Origin of the sequence: Bradyrhizobium sp. CIR18 (assembly GCF_014198295.1) — a bacterium.
Taxonomy (GTDB): Bacteria; Pseudomonadota; Alphaproteobacteria; order Rhizobiales; family Xanthobacteraceae; genus Bradyrhizobium.
Genome location: NZ_JACIHF010000004.1, coordinates 36734 through 58005, shown reverse-complemented (window position 1 = coordinate 58005; position 21272 = coordinate 36734). Strand labels below are relative to the sequence as shown.

Below are 21272 nucleotides of genomic sequence, written 5' to 3'. Positions count from 1 at the left end.
GCTCTTCCGCCGTTGTGCAGTGAAGCATTTTAGAGGCCACTGGGCTCTCCCATGACAAGCGATGTAGTGATTTCCGCCCCGGAAACGGCGGCGGCCAATGGCCATGGCGAGGCCCACACCACCGCCCGTTTCGGTGCGCTGACCCTCGGCAGCATCGGCGTCGTCTACGGCGACATCGGCACCAGCCCGCTCTACGCGTTCCGCGAGGCGGTGACGGCGGCCTCGGGCACCGAAGGGCTCGCGACGCCTGCGGCCGTGCTGGGCGTGCTCTCGCTGATCCTGTGGGCGCTCATCGTCGTGGTGACGCTCAAATATGTCGTGATCCTGCTCCGCGCCGACAACAACGGCGAGGGCGGCACGCTGGCGCTGATGGCGCTGGCCCAGCGCGCGGTCGGCACGGGCGGCACCACCATCGTCCTGCTCGGCATCATTTCCGGCGCCCTGTTCTACGGCGACGCCGTGATCACGCCGGCGCAATCGGTGCTGTCGGCCGTCGAAGGCATGAAGGACATCACGCTCACATTTGAGCCTTACATTGTTCCGCTGACTTTGGTGATCCTTGTCTGCCTGTTCGCCGTGCAATCGCGCGGCACGGCGAGCGTCGCGGCGTTCTTCGGTCCGGTCATGTGCGTCTGGTTCGCGGCGATCGCGATCGCCGCAGTCGGTCCGATCATGCGGCAGCCGCAGGTGCTGCTGGCGCTGAACCCGCTCTACGCCGTGTCGTTCATGATCCACCACGGCATCATCGGCTTCGTGACGCTGGGCGCGGTGTTCCTGGCGGTGACCGGCGCCGAGGCGCTCTATGCCGACCTCGGCCATTTCGGCAAGCGGCCGATCCAGACCGCCTGGCTGTTCGTCGTGCTGCCGTCGCTGGCGCTGAACTATCTGGGCCAGGGGGCACTCGTCCTGGATGATCCCGGCGCGATCGTGAGCCCGTTCTTCCAGTTGTTTCCGCAAGGCTGGATCCGGGGCGCAATGGTCCTGCTTGCTATCATGGCCACCGTGATCGCGAGCCAGGCGGTCATTACCGGCGCCTATTCGCTGACGCGCCAGGCGATCCAGCTCGGGCTGCTGCCGCGCTTTGAAATTCGCCATACATCCGAAGCCCATTCCGGCCAGATCTTCATCCCGCGCATCAACCAGCTGCTGCTGGTCGCCGTGATACTGATGGTGCTCTTGTTCCGTTCCTCCAGTGCGCTGGCGTCCGCATATGGCATCGCCGTCACGGGGACCATGGTGGTGACGGCGATGATGGGCTTCGTCGTGATCTGGAAGGTCTGGCGATGGTCGCCGTTCACCGCGGCCGCTCTGATTGCGCCGTTCCTGTTCCTCGACCTGACCTTCCTCGCCGCCAATTTGCTGAAGGTATTCGAGGGCGGATGGGTGCCGCTCGCGCTCGGCACGCTCATGATCATCCTGATGTACACGTGGCGGCGCGGCAGCCGGCTCTTGTTCGAGAAGTCGCGCAAGCTCGAATTCCCGCTGGCCGACCTCGTCGCGATGCTGGAGAAGCGGCCGCCGCAGCGGGTGCCGGGAACCGCCGTGTTCCTGACCTCCGACCCGCTCAGCGCGCCGACCGCGCTGATGCATAGTCTGAAGCACTACAAGGTGCTCCATGAGAAGAACGTCATTCTCACCATCGAAACCGCGCAGACCCCCCGCATCGATCCGGCCGAGCGGGTCAAGCTGGAGCAGATCTCGCCGACCTTCTCCAAGGTGACGCTGAAGTTCGGCTTCATGGAATCGCCCAACGTGCCGAAGGCGCTGGCGATCGCCCGCAAGCTGGGCTGGCAGTTCGACATCATGTCGACCTCGTTCTTCCTGTCGCGCAGAGCGTTGAAGCCCGCCGTCCATTCCGGCATGCCGCGCTGGCAGGACCGGCTGTTCATCTCGCTGAGCCGCTCCGCCAACGACGCCACCGACTACTTCCAGATCCCCTCAGGCCGCGTGGTCGAGGTCGGAACGCAGGTGACGATCTAGGCGGCCGAACCAACGCCGCACTTCAAGTCGCTGCGATTTAGCTTTAACTTGCGCCGCGCGGCTCAAGCCTTTGTAGCGCTTGATTTTCGTGAGCCGAGAGGCGAGGTTGCCGCCGGCCGGGATAGGTCCGGCTGGCACGCGCGACGTTGGAGGATGATGTGGCAAACCAGGTGCAGGATCTGACCCCGGACGAGGTCTCCAAGGGTGTCGCGGAGGGCCGCTATCTCCTCGTCGACGTGCGCGAGCCGAACGAGGTCGAAGCCGAGGCCTATCCCTACGGCGTCGTGGTTCCGCTCTCGACCTTCGATCCCAAGGCGATCCCCGATCCCCAGGGCAAGGAAGTCGTATTCGCTTGCCGCTCGGGCAAACGCTCGGTGACGGCCTCGCTCGCGGCGCAGGCGGCGGGCCTGCCTTACGACAAGCATCTGGCCGGCGGAATGCTTGGCTGGAAGGCGGCGGGGCTTCCCAGCAAGGTCGGTGGCTGACCTCGCGATGACGACCAAGAGCTCTTCGCTGAACAAGGTCTTCGCCGACCTTCCCGTCACCATCTTTGAGGCGATGTCGCAGGCCGCGCGCGACAATGCCGCCATCAATCTCGGCCAGGGCTTTCCCGACGATCCGGGTCCGGAGGACATCCGCCGCGCCGCGGCCGAGGCCTCGCTGAACGGCTACAACCAGTACCCCTCGATGATGGGCCTGCCGGAACTGCGCCAGGCGATCGCGACCCATTACGGCCATTGGCACGGGCTCAAGCTCGATCCGATGAGCGAGGTGATGGTCACCTCCGGCGGCACCGAGGCGCTGACCTCGGCCATCCTCGCGGTGGTCCAGCCCGGCGACGAGGTGGTCTGCTTCCAGCCGGTCTACGATTCCTATCTGCCGATCATCCGCCAGGCCGGTGGCATTCCGCGCCTCGTACGGCTCGAGCCGCCGCACTGGCGGCTGAATGAGGACATGCTGAAAAGCGTCTTCAATTCAAAGACCAAGGCGGTGCTGTTCAACAACCCCTTGAATCCTAGCGCGGTGGTTTTTCCGCGCGAGGATCTTGAGCTCTTGGCGCGCTACTGCCAGGAGTTCGACGTCATCGCGATCTGCGACGAGGTCTGGGAGCACGTCACCTTCGACGAGCACAAGCACATCCCGCTGATCACCATTCCCGGCATGCGCGAACGCACCATCAAGGTCGGCTCGGCCGGCAAGATCTTCTCGCTGACGGGCTGGAAAATCGGCTTCGTCTGCGCCGCGCCGCCGCTGCTCCGCGTCGCCGCCAAGGTGCATCAGTTCCTGACCTTCACCACGGCGCCGAACCTGCAGGCCGCCGTCGCTTACGGCCTCGGCAAGCCGGACGAATATTTCCTGTCGATGCGGAAGGACCTGACGCGGAGCAGGGACCGCCTGACCAAGGGGCTGGAGAGCCTCGGCTTCCCCGTGCTGAAGTCGCAAGGCACCTACTTCCTCACCGTTGACCTGTCGCCGCTCGGGCTCAACGAGAGCGACACCGAATTCTGCTGGCGGATCGTGAAGGACTACAAGGTGGCGGCGATCCCCGTGTCGGCGTTCTACGAGCAGGACCCCGTGACCTCGGTGGTGCGCTTCTGCTTTGCCAAGAAGGACGAGACGCTCGACACCGCGCTGGAGCGGCTCTCGGACGCGGTGCGTGGACGCAAGAGGTAGAGATGACCAATGTCGGCCGCTCCGGGCTTTGCCGTGCTTTTGCAATCGCCGCCGCGCTGACGTTGCTTTCCGCTCCCGTTAGGGCCGAGGAGAGGGTCGTCAACTTCTACAACTGGTCCAACTATATGGCGCCGGATGTCCTCGAGGCCTTCACCAAGGAGACCGGCATCAAGGTCGTCTACGACACGTTCGATGCCAACGAGACGCTGGAGACGCGCCTGATGGCCGGCAAGTCCGGCTACGACGTCGTGGTGCCCACGGCCTATTTCCTGCAGCGCCAGATCAAGGCCAGCATCTTCCAGAAGCTCGACAAGGCGAAGCTGCCGAACCTGGAAAATGCCTGGCCGATGGTGACCAAGAACCTTGCGACCTACGATCCCAGCAACAACTACGCCGCCAACTACATGTGGGGCACGACGGGCATCGGCTACAACGTCGCCAAGGTGAAAGCGATCCTGGGGCCGGATGCCAAGATCGACAGCTGGGACATCGTCTTCAAGCCGGAGAACCTCGCGAGGTTCAAAGACTGCGGCGTGCACATGCTCGACTCCGCCGACGACATCTTTCCGGCGGCGCTGAATTATCTCGGGCTCGATCCGAACTCGACCAAGCAGGCCGATCTCGAGAAGGCCGCCGATGTCGTCGCAAAAGTCCGCCCCTCCGTGCGCAAATTCCACTCCTCCGAATACTTAAGCGCGCTCGCGACCGGCGAGATCTGCTTCGTGGTCGGCTGGTCCGGCGACATCATGCAGGCCCGCGCGCGTGCTGCCGAGGCGAAGAGTGGCATCGAGATCGGCTACGCCATTCCGAAGGAGGGCGCGCAGATGTTCTTCGACAATCTCGCGATCCCCGCGGATGCCAAGAACGTCAACGAAGCCTACGAGCTGATCAACTATCTCTATCGGCCCGATGTCGCCGCCAAGAACTCGGACTTCTTGTCCTATGCCAACGGCAACCTCGCCAGCCAGAAGTTGGTCGATCCGAAGATTTTGAACGACAAGAACATCTATCCGGACGAGGCGACGCTCGCAAAACTGTTCGTCATCACGGCGCGCGAGCCGGCGACGCAGCGGATCATCAACCGGCTCTGGACCAAGGTGAAGACGGGGCGGTGAGGGGCATTCGTCGCTCCGCTCTTCGCAATGACGGCGTAACTACCGCCACCTGCGATGAAGCCAGAGCCACTGCTCGGGATGCTCGCGCACCCAGCTCTCCACGACGCTGGTGATTGCCTGGGTCGTGCCCTGGATGTCGATCTTGCCGTCGGCATCGCGCACCGGCTGGACTTCCTCGGTGAGCTCGCCGCGAAAGCGGCCGCCGGGCAGGCGGATGATGCGGACGCCGTGGATCGGGCATTCGACCTGGCGCAAGAGGCGCGCCAGCATCGGGTTGGCGCGGGTCTTGCGGCCGAAGAAGGTGACCTCGACGCCGGCGGTCAGATACTGGTCGATCAGCATGGCGACATGCTTGCCGTCCTTGAGCGCCTGCGCGAGCCGCAGCGGCGCGTCGCGGCCCGCCGGGATCAGCGTGCCCATGTTGACCTGGCGCATCTCCTGGATGATGCGGTCGGCGGAGGCGATGTTCGGCCGGCGATAGAGGATCGCGGTATCCAGCTCATGCGCGACGGCAGCGAGCGCCGGCAGCTCCCAATTGGCGAGATGCGCGGCAAAGATCAGCGCCGGCTTGCCGTCGTCGCGAATCTGGTCGAACAGCTCGATGCTGCGCGGCGACAATTCGATCCGGCTTTTTTCCGGGTGGTCGCGATCGTAATCCCAGACATGGTCGATATGGGCGAATTCGGCGCCGACGCGGCCGAGATTGTCCCAGACGCCCATCAGGATCTGTTCGATCTCCTCGGGCGACTTCTCGGGAAACGCCGCAGTGAGGTTGGCGCGGCCGATGCGGTGCTCGCGCAGGCGCGGGCCGATCAGCTTCACGACGCGCGCGAAGAAGTCCGAGGTCTTGGCCGGATCGAAATAGCGCGTGGTGCGCAGCATGCCCACGGTGGCGGCGCCGATCAGGCTGCCGCCGATCGATTTTGCAGCCTCCCGCGCGCGGGCCTTCGTCCTCGCAGGAAGCAGCGCCATGCGTCCGGTCAGGCCGGTTCGTGGGTCAGGATCAGCGAGGCGTTCTGGCCGCCGAAGCCGAACGAGTTCGACATCACCGCGGTGACACGGGCGTCGCGCGCCTTGTTGCCGACGACGTTGAACAGGATCGTGGGATCCGGCGTCTCGTAGTTGATCGTCGGCGGGATGCGCTGATGCTCGAGCGTCAGCAGCGAGAAGATCGCCTCCACCGCGCCGGCCGCCGAGATGGTGTGGCCGACCATCGACTTGTTGGACGTCACCGGAATCTTCTGCGCGAGTTCACCGAACACGGCCGATGTCGTGTTGAACTCCATCTTGTCGTTCTCGGGCGTCGCGGTGCCGTGCGCGTTGATGTGGTCGATCTGGTCCGGCGTCATGCCGGCATCGGCCAGCGTCTTGTTCATGCAGCCGATGATCGGCTTGCCGTCGGGCGAAGAGCGGGTGCGATGGAAGGAATCGGTGAGCTCGCCGCAGCCGGCGATGACGCCGAGAATCTTTGCGCCGCGTGCGGTGGCGGCCTCAAAGCTTTCCAGCACGAGCGCGCCGGCGCCTTCGGCCATGACGAAGCCGTCGCGGTTCTTGGAGAAGGGGCGGGAGGCGGCTTGCGGCGGATCGTTCTGGGTCGACAGCGCCGAAAGCAGCGAGAAGCGTACCAGGGCTTCCGGATTCACGGTGCCATCGGTCGCGACGCACAGCGCAGCGTCGGTCTCGCCGCGGCGGATCGCCTCGACGCCGAGCTGGATCGAGGTGGCTCCAGACGCGCAGGCCGTCGACAGCGAGATCGGCGAGCCCTTGGTGCCGAAGGTCTCGGCGAGATGTGCGGCTACCGAGCCGAACATGAAGCGGTGATGATAGGCGCTGTACTTGCCGCCACCGGAGATGCGCAAGAGATCGTCATAGTTGAAGTCGAGCGCACCGACGGCGCGGCCGAGCTCGCGGCGCTGCGGCCATTCGACCTCGACCGGCGCAACCGCGAGGAAGAGGGGTCCCGGAAAATCGGCCTTGGCGCCGATCCCGGCCTGCTCGAGCGCTTCCTCCGTCACGAGCTCAGCCATCCGCTCGGACAGGCCGGTGGAGGAGAACGGATCGACGCTGACGAAATCGACGGTGCCGGCCATCGTGGTCTTCAGTCCGTCGACCGGAAAGCGCGTGATGGTGCGGATGCCGGATTCGCCGGCGACGAGCTTCGCCCAATTGTCGGCCTTGCCGGCACCGAGCGAGGTCATGATGCCCATGCCGGTGACGACGACGACGGGGCGCCCGAGTTTGTCGCGTGGTGCAGTCATGTCGATCCCCCGGGTGAGCTAGCTAACTGCCTCGACCAGCGCCATGCCTTCGCCGCGCCAGTGTCCGGCTCCCACCACCACAATCTGGGTGGGCGCTCCCTGCATTTCAATCTCGGTCCCGGTGGAATCGTTCGGCGGGAACAGCGCACCGCGCGAGATCGACAGCGCGGCGAGCGCGATGCCGAGCGGAAATTGCGTCTCCATGGTGTGGCCGAACATCGTGCCGGTCGAACGCACCGGAAAGTCGGCATGGCCTTTCAGGAAGTCGCGCTCTTCGCTTGTCGCGGGCTCTGCACCGGTCGCGCCTGAGATGATCGCGCCCTTGCCTTCGCGCCTGGGCAGCTTGGCCCACAGCTGCTCCAGCGTCGCGGCCATGTCGCCGGGCTGCTTGCGCCGGGCGAGGTCGGCGACCACGCTCGACAGTCTTGCGAACGGCTTTGCGCCGCGCGCTTGCGCATGCGCTTTCGACTCCAGCACCAGGAAGGCGCCGGCAGACCCCAGCGCGAAGCCGGCGTGGTCCTTGCGCGCCCAGACCGGAGCGAACTTGTCCTTGAGGTTGAAATCGCCGAATTCGTAGAGGACGAGCAAATCCTTGCGCTCGCCATTGTGCGAGCCGCCGACCAGCGCGATGTCGCTCTCGCCCGAGGCGATGCGGGCCAGCGCGATGCGGGCGGCATCGGCGCCGGCGACCTCTTCGCCCATGAAGGTGCGCGAGGTGCCGCCAAGTCCGTGCACGATGGCGATGTTTCCCGCGAGCAGGTTGGAGAGCTGCGCCAGGAACAGCGTCGGCCTGAGATCGCTCATCAGCCGTTCGTTGAGGAAGCCGGGCGCGTTCGCCCCCTTGGCCTCGGCCGTCAAGACGCCGGTGTCGACGTTGAGATCGCGCTCGCCGCCGCCTGCGGCCACCACCATGTCGATCTTCGACAGGATGTCCTTGTTGCCCTTGATCCCGGCGGAATCGAGCGCAAGGCCGGCGGCGTAGGTGCCGATGCGCTGCCAGGCTTCCATCTGGCGCTGGTCGCCCTTCTTCGGGATCTGGCTGTCGAAGCTAACAGGCGTCAAGGGATGCACGACGTAGGGCGCAAAGCCCTTCTCGTCCACATTGATGCGCTTCTCGGCAAGCGCGGCCCAGTTGGCGTCCAGGCCCTCGCCGAGCGAGGTCGCGAGTCCAATGCCGGTGATCCAGACTTCGGTCTGGCCGGGCTTCGAAGCAGTGTCAGTCATGGCGATACGGCCTGTTGCGGAAAGCCGACGCGCTCGGCGACTTTCGTCATGTAGCCGCGCATATCCGCATTGGGGAAGGGGATCAGCGTGAAGGTCAGCGCCGAGTTCGCGCGCAGCTTGCCGCCGACCCTGATCTTGGCTTCGGTCATGGCATAGCCGGAGCCTTCATGGACGAGGCTCGCCTCGATGCTCATGAGATCGCCTGGGAAGACCGAGCCGCGGACCTTGGCCTCCTTCACGGCGGCAAGGATCGGCATGCGCTCGAACTTGAACACGCCGAGCTGAAGCCAGCCCGAGGCCTGCGCCATCGATTCGATCAGGAGCACGCCGGGCATCAAGGGGTAACCCGGGAAGTGCCCCTCGAAGATGGTGCTCTCCTGCGGGACCTGCGCTTCGACGACGATCGTCTTCTCGTCGACCTTGAGGTCGACGATGCGATCGATCATGTGGAAGTATTCGAGTTGCATGACCGCGCGCTTAGGCGCTCGCGCCCTTGGCCGCAACCAGTTCGTCGATGCGGGCGCACAGATTCTTCAGCACGAAATACTGCTCGGTGGTCGCCTTGCCGTCGTTGACCTCCTGGGTCCACTTTTCCAGCGGGAGCTTGATGCCGAACTGCTTGTCGATCGCAAACGCGATATCGAGGAAATCGAGGCTGTCGATGCCGAGATCGTCAATGGCATGACTATCCGGCGTGATCGTGTCGCGCGGGATGTCGCAGGTTTCAGCGATGATCGTGGCGACCTGATCGAATGTGGAAGACATCACTAAGCCTTTGATATATTGCGGATATTTGTCAGATTATCCAGAGTGGCACGGTGGGTGGGCATCGCGCCCCTGATGACGCCCTCAAACCCCCCTCTGGCCGGGTCGAAAGCCCGTATATCGGAGCGCCGCCCTGAGTTCAATGGAGCCGGGCAGGCGGCGAGAGAGGGCTGGGGATGCCCCGCTGGAGTCCCTTGCCCGCCGGGGCCGGGGCGAGGCGGGCCTAGATATGTGGCGTCGTGATCTTGACGCAGTCGCGACGGCCCATCAGCACGCAATCCTGGGTCCGGCGGAGGTCGGCGATGCTGACCGCGAGCCAAATTCCGATTGCGGTCAGCGCGATGGTGAAGGCCAGCGCCGCGATGTTGGCGAGCATGCGATGGCGGAAATCGTCCGGCTCGGCGCGGGGCTTCTCGTAGCGCGACAGGTCGAGTGGTTCGGGGGCGACTCGCAACGCCTGCACGGTGCCGCTACCGCGGTGGACCGTCGGGGAAGGCGAGGTGCGCGGCCTGAACTGGAGCACCCGGTGCTCGTCGTCAGAGCTTATGGGCCGCTGGGTAGTCATGGGGCGGGGATCACTCCGAAGCAGCGATTTTAGATAGCACATGGGATGAACGTGTTGCAGAAAATCTTCGCAATGCCCGCGTGCATTTGTACGCTCGCACTATTTGTGCATGGACGGTGGGAAGCAACCGCGGAACCGGCCGTCGTGTCGGCGACAGGGATGCAAGGGTTGCGTTGCAACAACGGAGGTAGCAAGGGCCAAGGACTTCACGCCTTCGTTCCCCTCTCTACATCGGCTTGTGATCTCCGCGTCCTTCCGAACACGTTTTGCCGCCGCAAGGCCCATGTCATAGTCGGGGAACCTGATCCGTCAGTTGCATCCATGCGAGGGGCCTTCGACCATGACCACGACCAACGCGCGTGAGCCGAGAGTGCACCCGGTCCCGATCCTGTCGCTCCGGCCGACGCAGATGACGGTCGGCATGCGCGAGGTCAAGGAGAAGCGGAAGCGCTGGCGCGAGCATGACAAGAAGAAGCAGGCCGATCTTCTCGGCAAGCACATGATCCCTGTCGTCTACGGCCCCGACGCGCGGTACTATGTGATCGACCATCATCATCTCGGCCGCGCACTGCACGACGAAGGCGTCAAGGAGGTGCTGGTCACCATCGTCGGCGACCTCCGCATGGTCGAGCGCGAGGCCTTCTGGGGTGTGATGGACAACAAGCGTTGGGTCTATCCTTACGACGCCAAGGGCGAACGGCGACAGTTCCGCGACCTGCCGAAATCGGTTGCCGATCTCAAGGACGATCCGTTCCGCAGCCTTGCCGGCGAATTGCGCCGCCTGGGCGGCTTCGCCAAGGACACCACGCCGTTCTCCGAATTCCTCTGGGCCGATTTCCTGCGCCGAAAAGTCTCGCGCAAGGCGGTGGAGGCTGATTTCGACAAGGCGATCGAGAAGGCGATGTCGGCGGCCAAGAGCAAGGATGCGATTTACCTGCCCGGCTGGTGCGGTCCGGAGGACGATGAATAGGGCAGCGGGAATTGCGTGCTGTGATGCCTCAGCAGGGCGTTTTCATCTTCACGATGATGGCGGCAATCGCGCCGCTCATTGCCCTTCTCCGTCGGGATGGGCGGGCGCTGGGCTGGAGCTTGCTGGCCGTCGTTCTGGTGTGCTGGCTGGCCAGCTATCCATACTTGGTGCCAGTTGCGATCCTGCTCATCATTGCGTCGTTTGGATTGGCGTGCGGCGGATTGAGCTTGCGCCTGCCGGCCGTCTCAGCGGAGAGGTCTCTCTGGATACGGACCATAGCGCTCTATTCGCTGTTCTTCGCCATCACCGGATATGCGCTGAATCTATTCCTCAGCTACAACTGGGCGCCTCCAAGAATCCTGGCGGAGCCGCTTGCCTCGCCTCTGAATGACCGTGATGGTCCAATGACGGCGACCCTGAATGCGCAGTTCCCGGAAGGGACCGACGAGGCAGTGTTGAGAGCATCCTTGCTGAAAGATGGTTTTTCGGACGTCGCGCAGCCGCGCCCGTTGTGCAGGTTGCCGGAGATACGGCCGGGATCGATGCGCCGCTACGGATCATGCCCTGCGGATTCACGGGAGATGACTTACAAGTACCGCGGGCCGGTCAATTTCGTCTGCGGATCTACGCACGTCTCGGTGAAATGGTCGGCCAAACCAGATGGAAAGATCGTGGGGCTCCAGGCGACCGGATATACCCCGTGCCTCTGAACGGAATAGGCGCCTGCGCTCCCGTCAGTCGCGCTGGAAGATCCTGGCGCCGGGATAGGCGCGACGGGCGTAAGTGACCACCAACGCGCGGTCCTGGGTGTCCAGGAAGGGCGTTCGGATCTGGCTCGCCCCGACGATGAGATGCCACAGGCCATTGAGCTTCTGGATCACAATATTCATTTGAATAGTCCTTGATGACTCTCATTCCAGCGAATGCTGCTGGTCGCCGCAGTGCTTAGGATCGTGTTCGCGGATGTAGAATTCCCAACACGGCCGCGCTCCTCTGCAAAATACGTCGACCATTGTTAGTTGGTTACGGAATGCGTCCAGATAAGCCGGATCCCATCACAGGCGCTTGAGTGAAATCAATTTCCGCGCCCACGAAACCGTCCTGAAACAGAGCCGTCCCATCTCTATGGGGTAGTCGAGCTCACACAGGAGGCGAACATGCGCCGTCTGGCTTTCGTAATTGCGTTGCTCGCGGTCGCTTCGGTCGGCATTTCGGCATCGTTTGCCGCAGTTCACCACGCCAAGTCGTTGACGTTCGCGGAGCGCTTTGCTCCGGCGCTCGAGTTGATGGCGAAGCGTTAGCGACTGATCACTTCGACGCGGACATCAGGTCGCACCCGTCGACCGGCCGGGTGCGGCGATGGCCGGATCAGGCTTGACCTGCCGCAAATCTGCGTCGCTCCGACCGGCTAAAGTCTGCCTGCATGGTTGCAGAAGCAGCGTTGTGCCCCGACGTCGCGGGCGCGGGCTCCAAGTCATGCAAGACTGGAGGCACGGCCGTGAGCATCATCTTTCGCATCGTCTTTATCGTCGCCGGCGCGGTCACCGCGCTGTTCGTCGCGCGAGATGCCCTGAACTTCACCATCATCCAGACCTTCGTCGCCGTCCTGCTGGTGACAGCCGTCGTGGGGGCTGGAAGTCTCTGGAGCATGCGGCGGAAGACGTGAGAAAGACAGAAAGCGGCGGTTCGCCCGGGCTCAGCGAAACCGAGGCCGGGCTGCGGCTGCAGCAGGAAGGTTACAACGAACTGCCTCGGCCCGAACGGCGCACGCCGCTGCGCATCGTTCTCGAGGTGCTGCGCGAGCCGATGCTCGCACTCCTTATGTGCGGCGGGCTGGTCTACCTGCTGCTCGGCGACCTTCGCGAGGCGCTGCTCCTCCTGGCATTCGGCGCCATCTCCGTCGTGATCACGATCGTGCAGGAAACCCGCACCGAGCGCGTGCTGGAGGCGTTGCGAGAGTTGACCAGTCCGCGAGCGCTCGTGGTCAGGGACGGGGAGCGCCGGCGCATCGCCGGCCGGGACGTCGTCCGCGGCGATCTCCTCGTCCTGGCCGAGGGCGATCGGATTCCGGCGGATGCGGTGCTCGTCAGCGCACGTGATCTGGCGGTCGATGAGTCCCTGCTGACCGGAGAATCGTTCCCGGTTCGCAAGCAGGCCCTCAAGACGCCGGTCGCCAAAGCTTCCTTGACTGAAAAGGCCGGCTTGGCTGAGCATCGCCCGGGCGGCGATGACCTGCCCTTCGTGTATTCGGGCTCGCTGGTCGTGCGAGGCGAGGGCCTCGCCGAGGTCAAGGCCACCGGCCCTCGCAGCGAGATCGGGAAGATCGGACTGTCGCTGCATGGCTTGCAGCCGGAGCCGCCGCGGCTGCAGCAGCAGACCGCACGGCTCGTCCGGCTTTGCTTTCTCGGCGGCGCGATGATCAGCCTGGCGGCCGTCCTGCTTTACGGAACGCTGCGCGGGGATTGGCTGCAGGCGATGCTCGGAGGCATCGCGATCGGCATGTCCATGCTGCCTGAGGAGTTCGCCGTCGTCCTCACGGTGTTCATGGCCATGGGCGCCTGGCGGATCTCGAAGGCGCGGGTGCTGACGCGGCGCGCGGCCGCGATCGAGGTGCTCGGCTCCGCTACAGTGCTGTGCACCGACAAGACCGGCACGCTGACGCAGAACCGGATGTCGGTTGCGGAGCTGAGGCTACGCGGCGGGACAAGCGTGCGCCTCGTGTCTTCGCGACCGGCGTCCGTCGGAGCGGAGTTTTTCGAGCTGGCGCGTTGCAGTGCTCTGGCGAGCTCGCCCCAACCATTCGATCCAATGGAGAAGGCCCTGCACGCGTTCGCGCAGGCGAGCCTGCCGGAGGGTGATGAATTCCCGGGTGCTCGAACCTTGATCCGCACCTACGGCCTGCGTCCCGAGCTGCTGGCGATGACCCAGGTTTGGCAATCGTCCCAGGGATTGTTCGCCTCGGCCAAAGGTGCTCCCGAAGCGATTGCGCGCCTCTGTAAATTGGACGGTGCGGACCAGGACGCGCTGCGGGATGCGGTCGCGGCGATGGCGAAGGACGGTCTTCGCGTGCTCGGCGTGGCCGCAGCGACCTGCGAGGCTGAGATCCTGCCGAGCTCGCAGGAAGGTTTTTCGTTTCGCTTCCTCGGTCTGGTTGGGTTGGCCGATCCGCTTCGTCCGCACGTCCCTGAGGCGGTGGCCGAATGTCGTTCGGCCGGCATCCGCGTCGTCATGATTACGGGCGACTATCCGGCGACCGCCATGGCGATCGCCGGGCAGGCCGGGCTCGACGTCAATGAGGTCACGACCGGCGAGCAGATCAGGCTCGCGGACGAGAACGGGCTGGAGGCCCTCGTCAGGAACGTGAACGTGTTCGCGCGGGTCCTGCCGGAGCAGAAGCTGCGGATCGTTCAGGCGATGAAGCGCAACGGCGAGATCGTCGCGATGACCGGCGACGGCGTCAACGACGCGCCGTCCCTGAAGGCGGCCCATATCGGGATCGCGATGGGCGGCCGCGGCACCGATGTCGCCCGCGAGGCATCCTCGATCGTCCTGCTCGACGACGATTTCGGCTCCATCGTCGCATCGATCCGGCTGGGGCGCCGGATCTACGACAATCTCCGCAAGGCGATGGCCTTCATTTTCGCCGTCCACGTTCCGATCGCGGGGCTGGCCCTGCTTCCGCTGGTTTTCGGGCTGCCTCTGATACTCGGACCCGTTCACATTGCGTTTCTGGAGCTGATCATCGATCCGGTCTGCGCGCTCGTGTTCGAAGCCGAGCGGGAGGAGCGCGATGTGATGACGCGCCCGCCGCGGCGTGCCGATGCGGAGTTGTTCTCGTGGGCGTTGGTCGGCTGGAGCATCCTTCAAGGCGTCATGGCATTTGCCTTGATCGCCATGATCTTCGTCGTTGCGCTTCGTTCCGGTATTCCACCCGACGAGGCGCGCACGCTGGCTTTCATCGCGCTGGTCGTCTGCGTCGTCGCGCTGGTGCTGGTCAACCGGTCCTTCAGCGCGTCGTTCTTGTCAGCCTTCTTCCGTCCGAACCCGGCTTTGCTCTGGATATTCCTGTCGATCGCGCTCGTTCTCGCCGCGGCTTTGTTCTGGCCGCCTGCGTCCAGTCTGTTTCGTTTCGGCCCTCTGCACCTGGACGATCTGATGGTCACGCTCGGCGCGGGATTGCTGGTGCTCACGGTGCTCGAACTGCTGAAACCCATATGGGCACGACGCTTGCGATTCTAGATCGTGACGCGGCAGGTCGATCGCTCATCGCGGCGCGCGGCGGAATTCGTTCAGCGTCGGGAATTCGTGCAGCCAACGGAAGACGCCTGCGAGATGCTGACGTCGTTTCATTAGAACAGGTCTAGTCTACATAGATTCTACGACGTGAATGTCCGAAAGACTTTGATTGTGCGTTCGGAGTCTTTGCATGGTCGTCCCCGTAAATTCGGGGACTGGGAATGCTGGAATTTGTGTTTCACGCACGCGCAACGAAGCGCGGATGCGTGTCGACGTTGTGCGGTCTTCTCGTGCTTCCTCCGGCCATCGCCTTTGGCGGCAACGCGCAAGCCCAGGGCGTGAGTGGAGCATCGGATCTTCCGCCCGTCGTGGTCGAGCAAGGCCGCGCGAACAAGCGTCAGGTCACGACATCGCGCAGCTCGCGATCTGCGAGTGTCCGACGTGCGCGATCACACGTGGCAGGACAGGCTGCCGAGGCCGGTTCTCAGCCGGCCTCCGCTGCGGTGGAACGCGGTACGGATCCGGTGAAGGGGTTTGTGCCCGTCGTCAGTTCGGCCGCGATGAAGTCCGACACACCTATTCTTGAGACACCTCAATCCGTTTCGGTGGTCAGCCGCGATCAGCTCGATGCGCGCTCGGCCACGACGCTTGTCGAAGGATTGCAGTATGTCGCAGGTCTCGCCATCCAGCCGGGCGGCAAAGACCCGCGCTTCGACAACGTCTTCATCCGCGGCTTCGACAACAATGGCTACGGTGCCTATCGCGACGGGCTTCGTGAGGTCGGCGATCCCAACTTCTTGTCGCTGTTCCGCAACGAGCCCTACGGCTTCGAACGCATCGACGTCATCAAGGGACCGAGCTCGGTCATGTATGGGCAGGGCGCGCCGGGCGGCCTCGTTGACGTCATCAGCAAGCGGCCGCCCGAACGGGCCTTCGGCGAGATCGTCGGCCAGTTCGGCAATTACGACCGCTTCCAGGGCGCTTTCGATTTCGGCGGTCCCGCGACCAAGGACGGTACGCTGCTCTATCGGCTGACCGGCGTGTTCAGGGATTCCGATGCGCAGATCGCGAACTTCTCGAATTTCGTGAAGGACAACCGGACCTATATCGCTCCGGCCGTGACCTGGAAGCCGACCAACGATACGACGCTGACCATTCTCGCCGACTACACGCACGATGTGACTGGAAATGCCTTTCCGCTGTCGATGGTCCATGTGACGGGCGGGAAGGTCACCGGCATCACGGCGTTGCCGGTGTTTCTCGGCGACCCCAGCTACAACAAATTCGACCAGGAGCAGGAGCGCGTCGGCTACCAGCTCGAGCACCGCTTCAGCAACAACCTGATCTTCGAATCCAAGGCTCGTTATGGTCACACCGAGCTCGACTATCGGTATCTGACGTTCATCGGAACTCCGCTCGATACGACCTCGGTTTTTCCGCGACGCTCGATGCGTATCCAGGAGCAGATCGACACACTGTCGACCGACAACCACCTGATCAGCAAGTTCAGCACCGGGCCGCTCCAACATACGGTGGTCTCCGGCGTCGACTATCTGACGTTCAACATGACGGACCGGACCTATTTCGGAGCTGCACCGCCGCTGAGCAAGTTCAATCCCGTCTATGACCAGGCCATTGCGGTTCCGACTGCGCTCACTGCCCCCTCAGCGAACCAGACGATCGACCAAGTCGGCGTCTATGCGCAGGACCAGATGAAGATCCAGAACTGGATCTTCACGTTGGGCGGACGTTACGACGCCTCGGAACAGAATACCTACGCCTTGGCGACCAACAAGACCACCGACACCAAGGACACGGCCTTCACCAAGCGAGGAGCCGTCTCCTACGTGTTCGATTCCGGAGTGGCGCCTTACTACAGCTATTCGGAATCGTTTCTGCCGACGCCGGGCACGGACTTTGCGGGCAGCCCGTTCAAGCCGACGAGGGCGCAGCAGCATGAGGTCGGCGTCAAGTACCAACCGTCGCGGACCTTGTTGATGACGGTGGCGCTGTATGATTTGACGCGGCAAAACTCGCTCACGAGCGATCCATCGCATCTCGGCTTCTCGGTCCAGCTCGGCGAGGTGAATTCGCGCGGCTTCGAGTTCGAGACGCTGGCGCAGATCATGCCCGGGCTGAACCTGGTGGCGACCTACACCAACCAGGATGTGAAGGTGACGCAAAGCACTGGCACCGACCTCGGCAAGGTGCCGACGCTGGTCGCCCGCCAGATGGCGTCGGCCTATCTCGACTACACTGTCCAGGGCGGCACATGGGACGGCTGGGGTCTTGGCGGCGGCGTCCGCTACAACGGGCCGACCTTCGCCGATATCACCAACACCATCGTCAACGAGGGCTACGTCGTGTTCGATGCCGGCCTGCATTATCGCCAGCCGAAGGGCGTCAACATGGCGCTCAACGTGAAGAACATCGCCGATCGCGTCACGCTTGCCTGCACGGCGAACGGCGGCTGCCAGTACACCAGCCCGCGCACCATCACAGGCACCGTCAGCTATCGCTGGTAGAGATCATGGTTCAGGCACGCACGATCCGGCTATGGTCGCGCATTCACACCTGGACGTCGCTGGTGTGCATGCTGTTCCTGCTGATGCTGTGCATGACCGGGCTTCCGCTGGTCTTCCACGACGAGATCGACGATCTGCTCGAGGATGAGATCGCGGCGCCCGCCATGCCGGAGGGAACGCCGCGTCTCTCGCTCGACCGGATGATCGCTGCGGTTCAAGCGCGCTTTCCGGGGCACTACGTCCTGCTTCTCAATCTCAAGCAGACGGAGCCGCTGGTGACGGTTGCGGTGTCTCCGACCGCTGTCCCGGCGCCGGGTAACTTCCATCGTCTAACGTTCGATGCGCGGACGGCCGAAATGCTCGGGGAGGAGGCTCCACATCAGAGCGTCATGGATTTCGTGTTGCGGATTCACAAGGACATGTTTGCAGGCCTGCCCGGCGAATTGTTTCTGGGCACGATGGGTCTTGTGTTCGCCGCGTCGATCATGTCCGGTGTGGTCGTCTATTGGCCGTTCATGCGGCGGCTCGATTTCGGCACGATCCGCCGGCGATCGTCTCCGCGCGCCAAATGGCTCGATACCCATAATCTCTTCGGCATCGTCACCGTGACCTGGGCGATGGTTGTGGGTCTCACCGGCATGATCAACACACTGGCGACGCCGCTGTTCGACCTGTGGCGCGCGCAGTTGATCCCGGTCTTGCTGGCGCCTCATCTCGGCAAGCCCGTGGCTCCGATCCCGTCGGTTCAGACTGCCGTCGAGCTCGTCCGCGCAAGATTTCCGGATCGTCTGGTCACCTCGGTGACGATGCCGACATCGGCACGCTTCGGCAGCCCGCAGCATCTGGTCGTCTGGACCAAGGGCGCGACGCCCTTCACGGCGCGCATGCTCCAGCCGATGCTCGTCGACGCCAATGACGGCAAGACCATCGTGGCCCCCGAGGTGCCCTGGTATCTGAAGACGCTTCAGGTCTCCCGGCCGTTGCATTTCGGCGACTATGGTGGGCTTCCGCTGAAGATCATCTGGGCGCTGCTGGACATCATCACGATCATCATTCTCGTCAGCGGGATCTATCTCTGGGCGGCGCGGCGAAAGTCACCGGCCCGCCGCAAGCCGCTCGACGCGGGCCGCACCGCGGCAGTCGGCACATAGCCCATGGTCACTCCCGTCTCGAACCAGCCTCGGGTTCACAGAAGCGTGTGGGACGTCTTCCGCTGGCCTCTCCTCGTCGGCATCGTCTGCGGCGCAGGGCTCGGCCTTGCGCTGGTCGGAGACGATGTCTGGGACGCGCTTTCGTGGCTGGCGTTGTCGCTGCCGGTCGTTCTGGCGATTGTCTGCTGGCGCCGCGCAGGTGAGCCGCGCTGAGAATTATGGACGGCGATCGGCCTCTGACGGATGGCGCGCTTCGATATCGTGGCCGATGTCATGTCTCTCATCCTTGCCGCCAAGCATCCGATGCAGCCAGCGTTCGACGCGGCGGCCGATCGTGAGCAGCACGAAAGTGAACGCCAATGCGACCATGACGATCTTCCATTGCCCGGCGCCGCACGCAATGCCGAGACAGGCGGCGAGGAAGGTGCAGGCCGCGCTGGTCAGGCCGCGCACGCGAAAACGGTCGCTCTCGTGGACGATGACGCCGGCTCCGAGGAAGCCGATGCCGGTCAGGATGCCCTGGATCACACGGCTCGTCGCATCGGTGATCTTGCCGGGCTCGGCGAACTGGACCGCGAGCAGCACGACGGCCGCGGTGGAGAGCCCGACGATGCCGAGCGTCTTCAGCCCGATCGGCTTGCCGTGCAGGTCGCGGTTCAGGCCGATCGCGCTACCGGCGAGCGTCGCGGTGCCGAGGCGCAGCAGGATTTCGGGCCAGTCCATTTCGGTCATCTAGTCACTTCTTCGGCACGCGTCCCATGCGTTCGAGCGAGGGTTCGTCATGTGTAGAACGTCGGCTTCGTACCGGCAAAACATAGTCGATGCGGGCGAGAGGCTCCAGAGGAGTCGTTACGTCTCGTGCCCCGGACGCAGCGCGGCGCTCCCGGCGATGCGAAGCATCGTCCGTTGCAGTGCGCTGCTGAGCCGGGGCCCAGAATGTCGGAGAGGAGGGTGTGCGCGGCGTGGGTCCCGGCTCTGCGCAGCAGCGTTTCACGCTGCAGCGCGTCCGGGACACGCGAGTCCTTACCGCAGCGGCTTCTTCAGCAGCGAGAAGCGGTCCGGATCGAGCCCCATCGAGGGCTGCAGCATCGGGGCCTCGACATTGGAGAGCGTCTTGGCGGGCGGAGCCGAGAACACAGGGTCATTCGGCACGTCGCGCTGCGAGGTGGCGCCGCGCCAGCGTTCGAGCACGGCGCTGACGAAATGCATGTCGTGGCCGGAGGTGACCGAAGGCACGCTGCTGATGGTAGCCTCGCCGCGCGGCAATTGGTGCGGTGGCACCTCCTTGAAGCGCAACCGGGTCGGTAGTGCGACGCCTTCGCCGAAGGCCAGCACTTCACGCGTGCCGAGCGAGGGCACGAAGGAGAGCAGGTTCGCGGCGGCGTCCGACACAGCGGCGCGCAGCAGCGCCTGGTCGCGCTCGTTGGCAAGACGCATCGTGAACAGCGTATTGCACTGGGAGATGATGGTGGCGTCGAGCTCGGCCGGCCGCTGGGTGATAAGGCCGAGATAGACGCCGTATTTGCGGCCTTCCTTGGCGATACGCGACACCGCCTTGCGGGTCGGGCCGAAGCCGATATTGCGGTCGGCGGAGGCGTAGCGATGCGCTTCCTCGCAGACGAACAGCAGGGGCGAGACGCCGTCGCTCCACAGGCCGAAATCGAAGGCCATGCGGCACAGCACCGAGACGACGGAATCGATCACCTCGGCGGGGAAGCCGGCGAGCTGCATCACCGTCATCGGCTTGCCGTTCGCCGGCAGGCGGAACAGATGGCTGATGACCTCGGCCATGGTGTCGCCGCCGACATTGGCGTTGTCGAACATGAAGGCGTAGCGGGGGTCGTTGCGCACCGCTTCGATGCGCGAGATCAGCTTGTGATAGATGATGCGCGAGGAGCGGTTCTCGAGCTTGCCCATGCGCTCGTCGATCAGCGACATCAGGTCGACCAGGCGGTACGGCACAGGGGTGTCGACGGTGTAGCCGATCTGCTTGGGATCGATGCGCTTGAGGCCGATGCGGTCGGCGTTCTGATATTGGGTGTAGACGCCCTTGGCGAGCGGGATCACCTCGGCCAGGATGTCGAGCTCCTCCGGCACGCCGGCGCGGCCGCCGAACAGCACGTCGACGATTTCCTCAAAATTGAACAGCCAGAACGGCAGCTTCAGGTTTCGAGGGTTGAGCACCAGCGCGCGGTCGCCGAAGCAGCGGCCATATTCATTGTGCACGTCGAGCAGGAAGATGCGCAGGTTCGGGCGCGCCTTCAGGATCTCGTTGAGCAGGAGCGACACGCCGGTGGATTTGCCGACGCCGGTCGATCCCAGCACTGCAAAATGCTTGGACAGCATCTCCTCGACATCGACATAGGCGACGACCGAGCGATCCTGCTGGAGGAATCCGACATTGATCTGGTCCGAGCCGGTCGGCGCGTAGATCGTGCGCAGCTCCTGGCTGGTAATCAGATCGACGGAATCGCCGATGGTCGGATAGTTGGTGACGCCGCGCTGGAATTTCGGCTTGTCGCTGGCGTTGAGGATCTCGCCGAGCAGGTCGACCGAGGCAACCGCGATATAACTGTCGCTGCTCGACAGGTTCTCGCAGGACACCTCGGTGATCATCGCGACGATGACCGAGCTGGCGCTGCGAATACTGACGAAGCGGCCGACGGTCGCCCGAACTTCCGAGATCGGCATCTGGCTTTCTGCCAGCAGCCCGACCCGGGCCAGCGATCCGCGAACCGAAATCACGCGTCCAAAGGATGTCACGATGAATGAACCTGGCGAGAGCGAGGGATTTGCCCGGACTATGCGC

The 21272-nt window shown here is 64.0% G+C and carries 20 protein-coding genes; 11 read left to right on the top strand and 9 right to left on the bottom strand.

The window, feature by feature from the left end; translation table 11 throughout:
• Positions 1–51: 51 nt before the first annotated feature.
• From GGD65_RS16140 to GGD65_RS16125, 4 genes are all read left to right on the top strand, one after another.
• Complete coding sequence (locus GGD65_RS16140; RefSeq protein ID WP_018320944.1) at positions 52–1980, top strand: potassium transporter Kup; 1929 nt, start codon at positions 52–54, stop codon at positions 1978–1980.
• 158 nt (positions 1981–2138) lie between these two features.
• Positions 2139–2465 (top strand): rhodanese-like domain-containing protein, encoded by a 327-nt coding sequence (locus GGD65_RS16135; protein WP_008139644.1) that lies wholly within the window; start codon positions 2139–2141, stop codon positions 2463–2465.
• Between the two features lie 7 nt (positions 2466–2472).
• Entirely contained in the window at positions 2473–3654 is a 1182-nt protein-coding gene (locus tag GGD65_RS16130) for an aminotransferase (RefSeq protein ID WP_183235899.1), read from the top strand.
• A gap of 2 nt (positions 3655–3656) precedes the next feature.
• A complete protein-coding gene (locus GGD65_RS16125) occupies positions 3657–4769 on the top strand; it encodes a polyamine ABC transporter substrate-binding protein (protein ID WP_183235898.1) in 1113 nt (370 codons plus the stop codon).
• 39 nt (positions 4770–4808) lie between these two features.
• Here GGD65_RS16125 and GGD65_RS16120 read toward each other — a convergent pair whose 3' ends face one another.
• From GGD65_RS16120 to GGD65_RS16095, 6 genes are all read right to left on the bottom strand, one after another.
• Positions 4809–5741: a lipid A biosynthesis lauroyl acyltransferase gene (locus tag GGD65_RS16120; RefSeq protein WP_183235897.1), complete on the bottom strand. Its 933-nt coding sequence runs from the start codon at positions 5739–5741 to the stop codon at positions 4809–4811.
• An 8-nt stretch (positions 5742–5749) separates the two neighbouring features.
• A complete protein-coding gene (locus GGD65_RS16115; RefSeq protein ID WP_183235896.1) occupies positions 5750–7027 on the bottom strand; it encodes a beta-ketoacyl-ACP synthase in 1278 nt (425 codons plus the stop codon).
• 18 nt (positions 7028–7045) lie between these two features.
• Complete coding sequence (locus GGD65_RS16110; protein WP_018320950.1) at positions 7046–8251, bottom strand: beta-ketoacyl-ACP synthase; 1206 nt, start codon at positions 8249–8251, stop codon at positions 7046–7048.
• Complete coding sequence (locus GGD65_RS16105) at positions 8248–8718, bottom strand: 3-hydroxyacyl-ACP dehydratase FabZ family protein (RefSeq protein WP_018320951.1); 471 nt, start codon at positions 8716–8718, stop codon at positions 8248–8250. The genes GGD65_RS16110 and GGD65_RS16105 overlap by 4 nt, the downstream gene beginning before the upstream one ends.
• Before the next feature lie 10 nt (positions 8719–8728).
• A complete protein-coding gene (locus tag GGD65_RS16100) occupies positions 8729–9016 on the bottom strand; it encodes an acyl carrier protein (protein ID WP_007592476.1) in 288 nt (95 codons plus the stop codon).
• A 223-nt stretch (positions 9017–9239) separates the two neighbouring features.
• Positions 9240–9581 carry a hypothetical protein gene (locus tag GGD65_RS16095; protein ID WP_183235895.1) on the bottom strand — a complete coding sequence of 114 codons (342 nt, stop codon included), beginning with the start codon at positions 9579–9581 and terminating at the stop codon, positions 9240–9242.
• A 340-nt stretch (positions 9582–9921) separates the two neighbouring features.
• Here GGD65_RS16095 and GGD65_RS16090 point away from each other — a divergent pair, with 340 nt between their 5' ends.
• Complete coding sequence (locus GGD65_RS16090) at positions 9922–10551, top strand: ParB-like protein (protein WP_183235894.1); 630 nt, start codon at positions 9922–9924, stop codon at positions 10549–10551.
• 23 nt (positions 10552–10574) lie between these two features.
• On the top strand, positions 10575–11261 hold the full coding sequence (locus tag GGD65_RS16085) for a hypothetical protein (RefSeq protein ID WP_183235893.1): 687 nt from the start codon (positions 10575–10577) through the stop codon (positions 11259–11261).
• A gap of 24 nt (positions 11262–11285) precedes the next feature.
• On the opposite strand, the gene GGD65_RS16080 is transcribed toward GGD65_RS16085, so the two are convergent.
• Positions 11286–11441 carry a hypothetical protein gene (locus GGD65_RS16080; protein WP_183235892.1) on the bottom strand — a complete coding sequence of 52 codons (156 nt, stop codon included), beginning with the start codon at positions 11439–11441 and terminating at the stop codon, positions 11286–11288.
• A gap of 267 nt (positions 11442–11708) precedes the next feature.
• On the opposite strand from GGD65_RS16080, the gene GGD65_RS16075 reads away from it, so the two are divergent.
• From GGD65_RS16075 to GGD65_RS16055, 5 genes are all read left to right on the top strand, one after another.
• The gene (locus GGD65_RS16075) at positions 11709–11852 is read left to right on the top strand and encodes a hypothetical protein (RefSeq protein ID WP_183235891.1); all 144 of its coding nucleotides are present in this window, start codon (positions 11709–11711) and stop codon (positions 11850–11852) included.
• Between the two features lie 361 nt (positions 11853–12213).
• Entirely contained in the window at positions 12214–14790 is a 2577-nt protein-coding gene (locus GGD65_RS16070; protein ID WP_183236116.1) for an HAD-IC family P-type ATPase, read from the top strand.
• Between the two features lie 452 nt (positions 14791–15242).
• A complete protein-coding gene (locus GGD65_RS16065) occupies positions 15243–17312 on the top strand; it encodes a TonB-dependent siderophore receptor (protein WP_312017709.1) in 2070 nt (689 codons plus the stop codon).
• A 5-nt stretch (positions 17313–17317) separates the two neighbouring features.
• A complete protein-coding gene (locus GGD65_RS16060; protein WP_183235890.1) occupies positions 17318–18463 on the top strand; it encodes a PepSY domain-containing protein in 1146 nt (381 codons plus the stop codon).
• 45 nt (positions 18464–18508) lie between these two features.
• On the top strand, positions 18509–18676 hold the full coding sequence (locus GGD65_RS16055) for a hypothetical protein (RefSeq protein ID WP_312014275.1): 168 nt from the start codon (positions 18509–18511) through the stop codon (positions 18674–18676).
• A 3-nt stretch (positions 18677–18679) separates the two neighbouring features.
• Here the strand turns inward: GGD65_RS16055 and GGD65_RS16050 are convergent, their stop codons facing one another.
• Both GGD65_RS16050 and GGD65_RS16045 read right to left on the bottom strand, forming a co-directional pair.
• Positions 18680–19195, bottom strand: coding sequence for an MgtC/SapB family protein (locus tag GGD65_RS16050; protein WP_183235888.1), 516 nt, complete (start codon positions 19193–19195; stop codon positions 18680–18682).
• A gap of 291 nt (positions 19196–19486) precedes the next feature.
• The gene (locus tag GGD65_RS16045; RefSeq protein WP_026202466.1) at positions 19487–21226 is read right to left on the bottom strand and encodes an ATP-binding protein; all 1740 of its coding nucleotides are present in this window, start codon (positions 21224–21226) and stop codon (positions 19487–19489) included.
• Positions 21227–21272 lie beyond the last annotated feature (46 nt).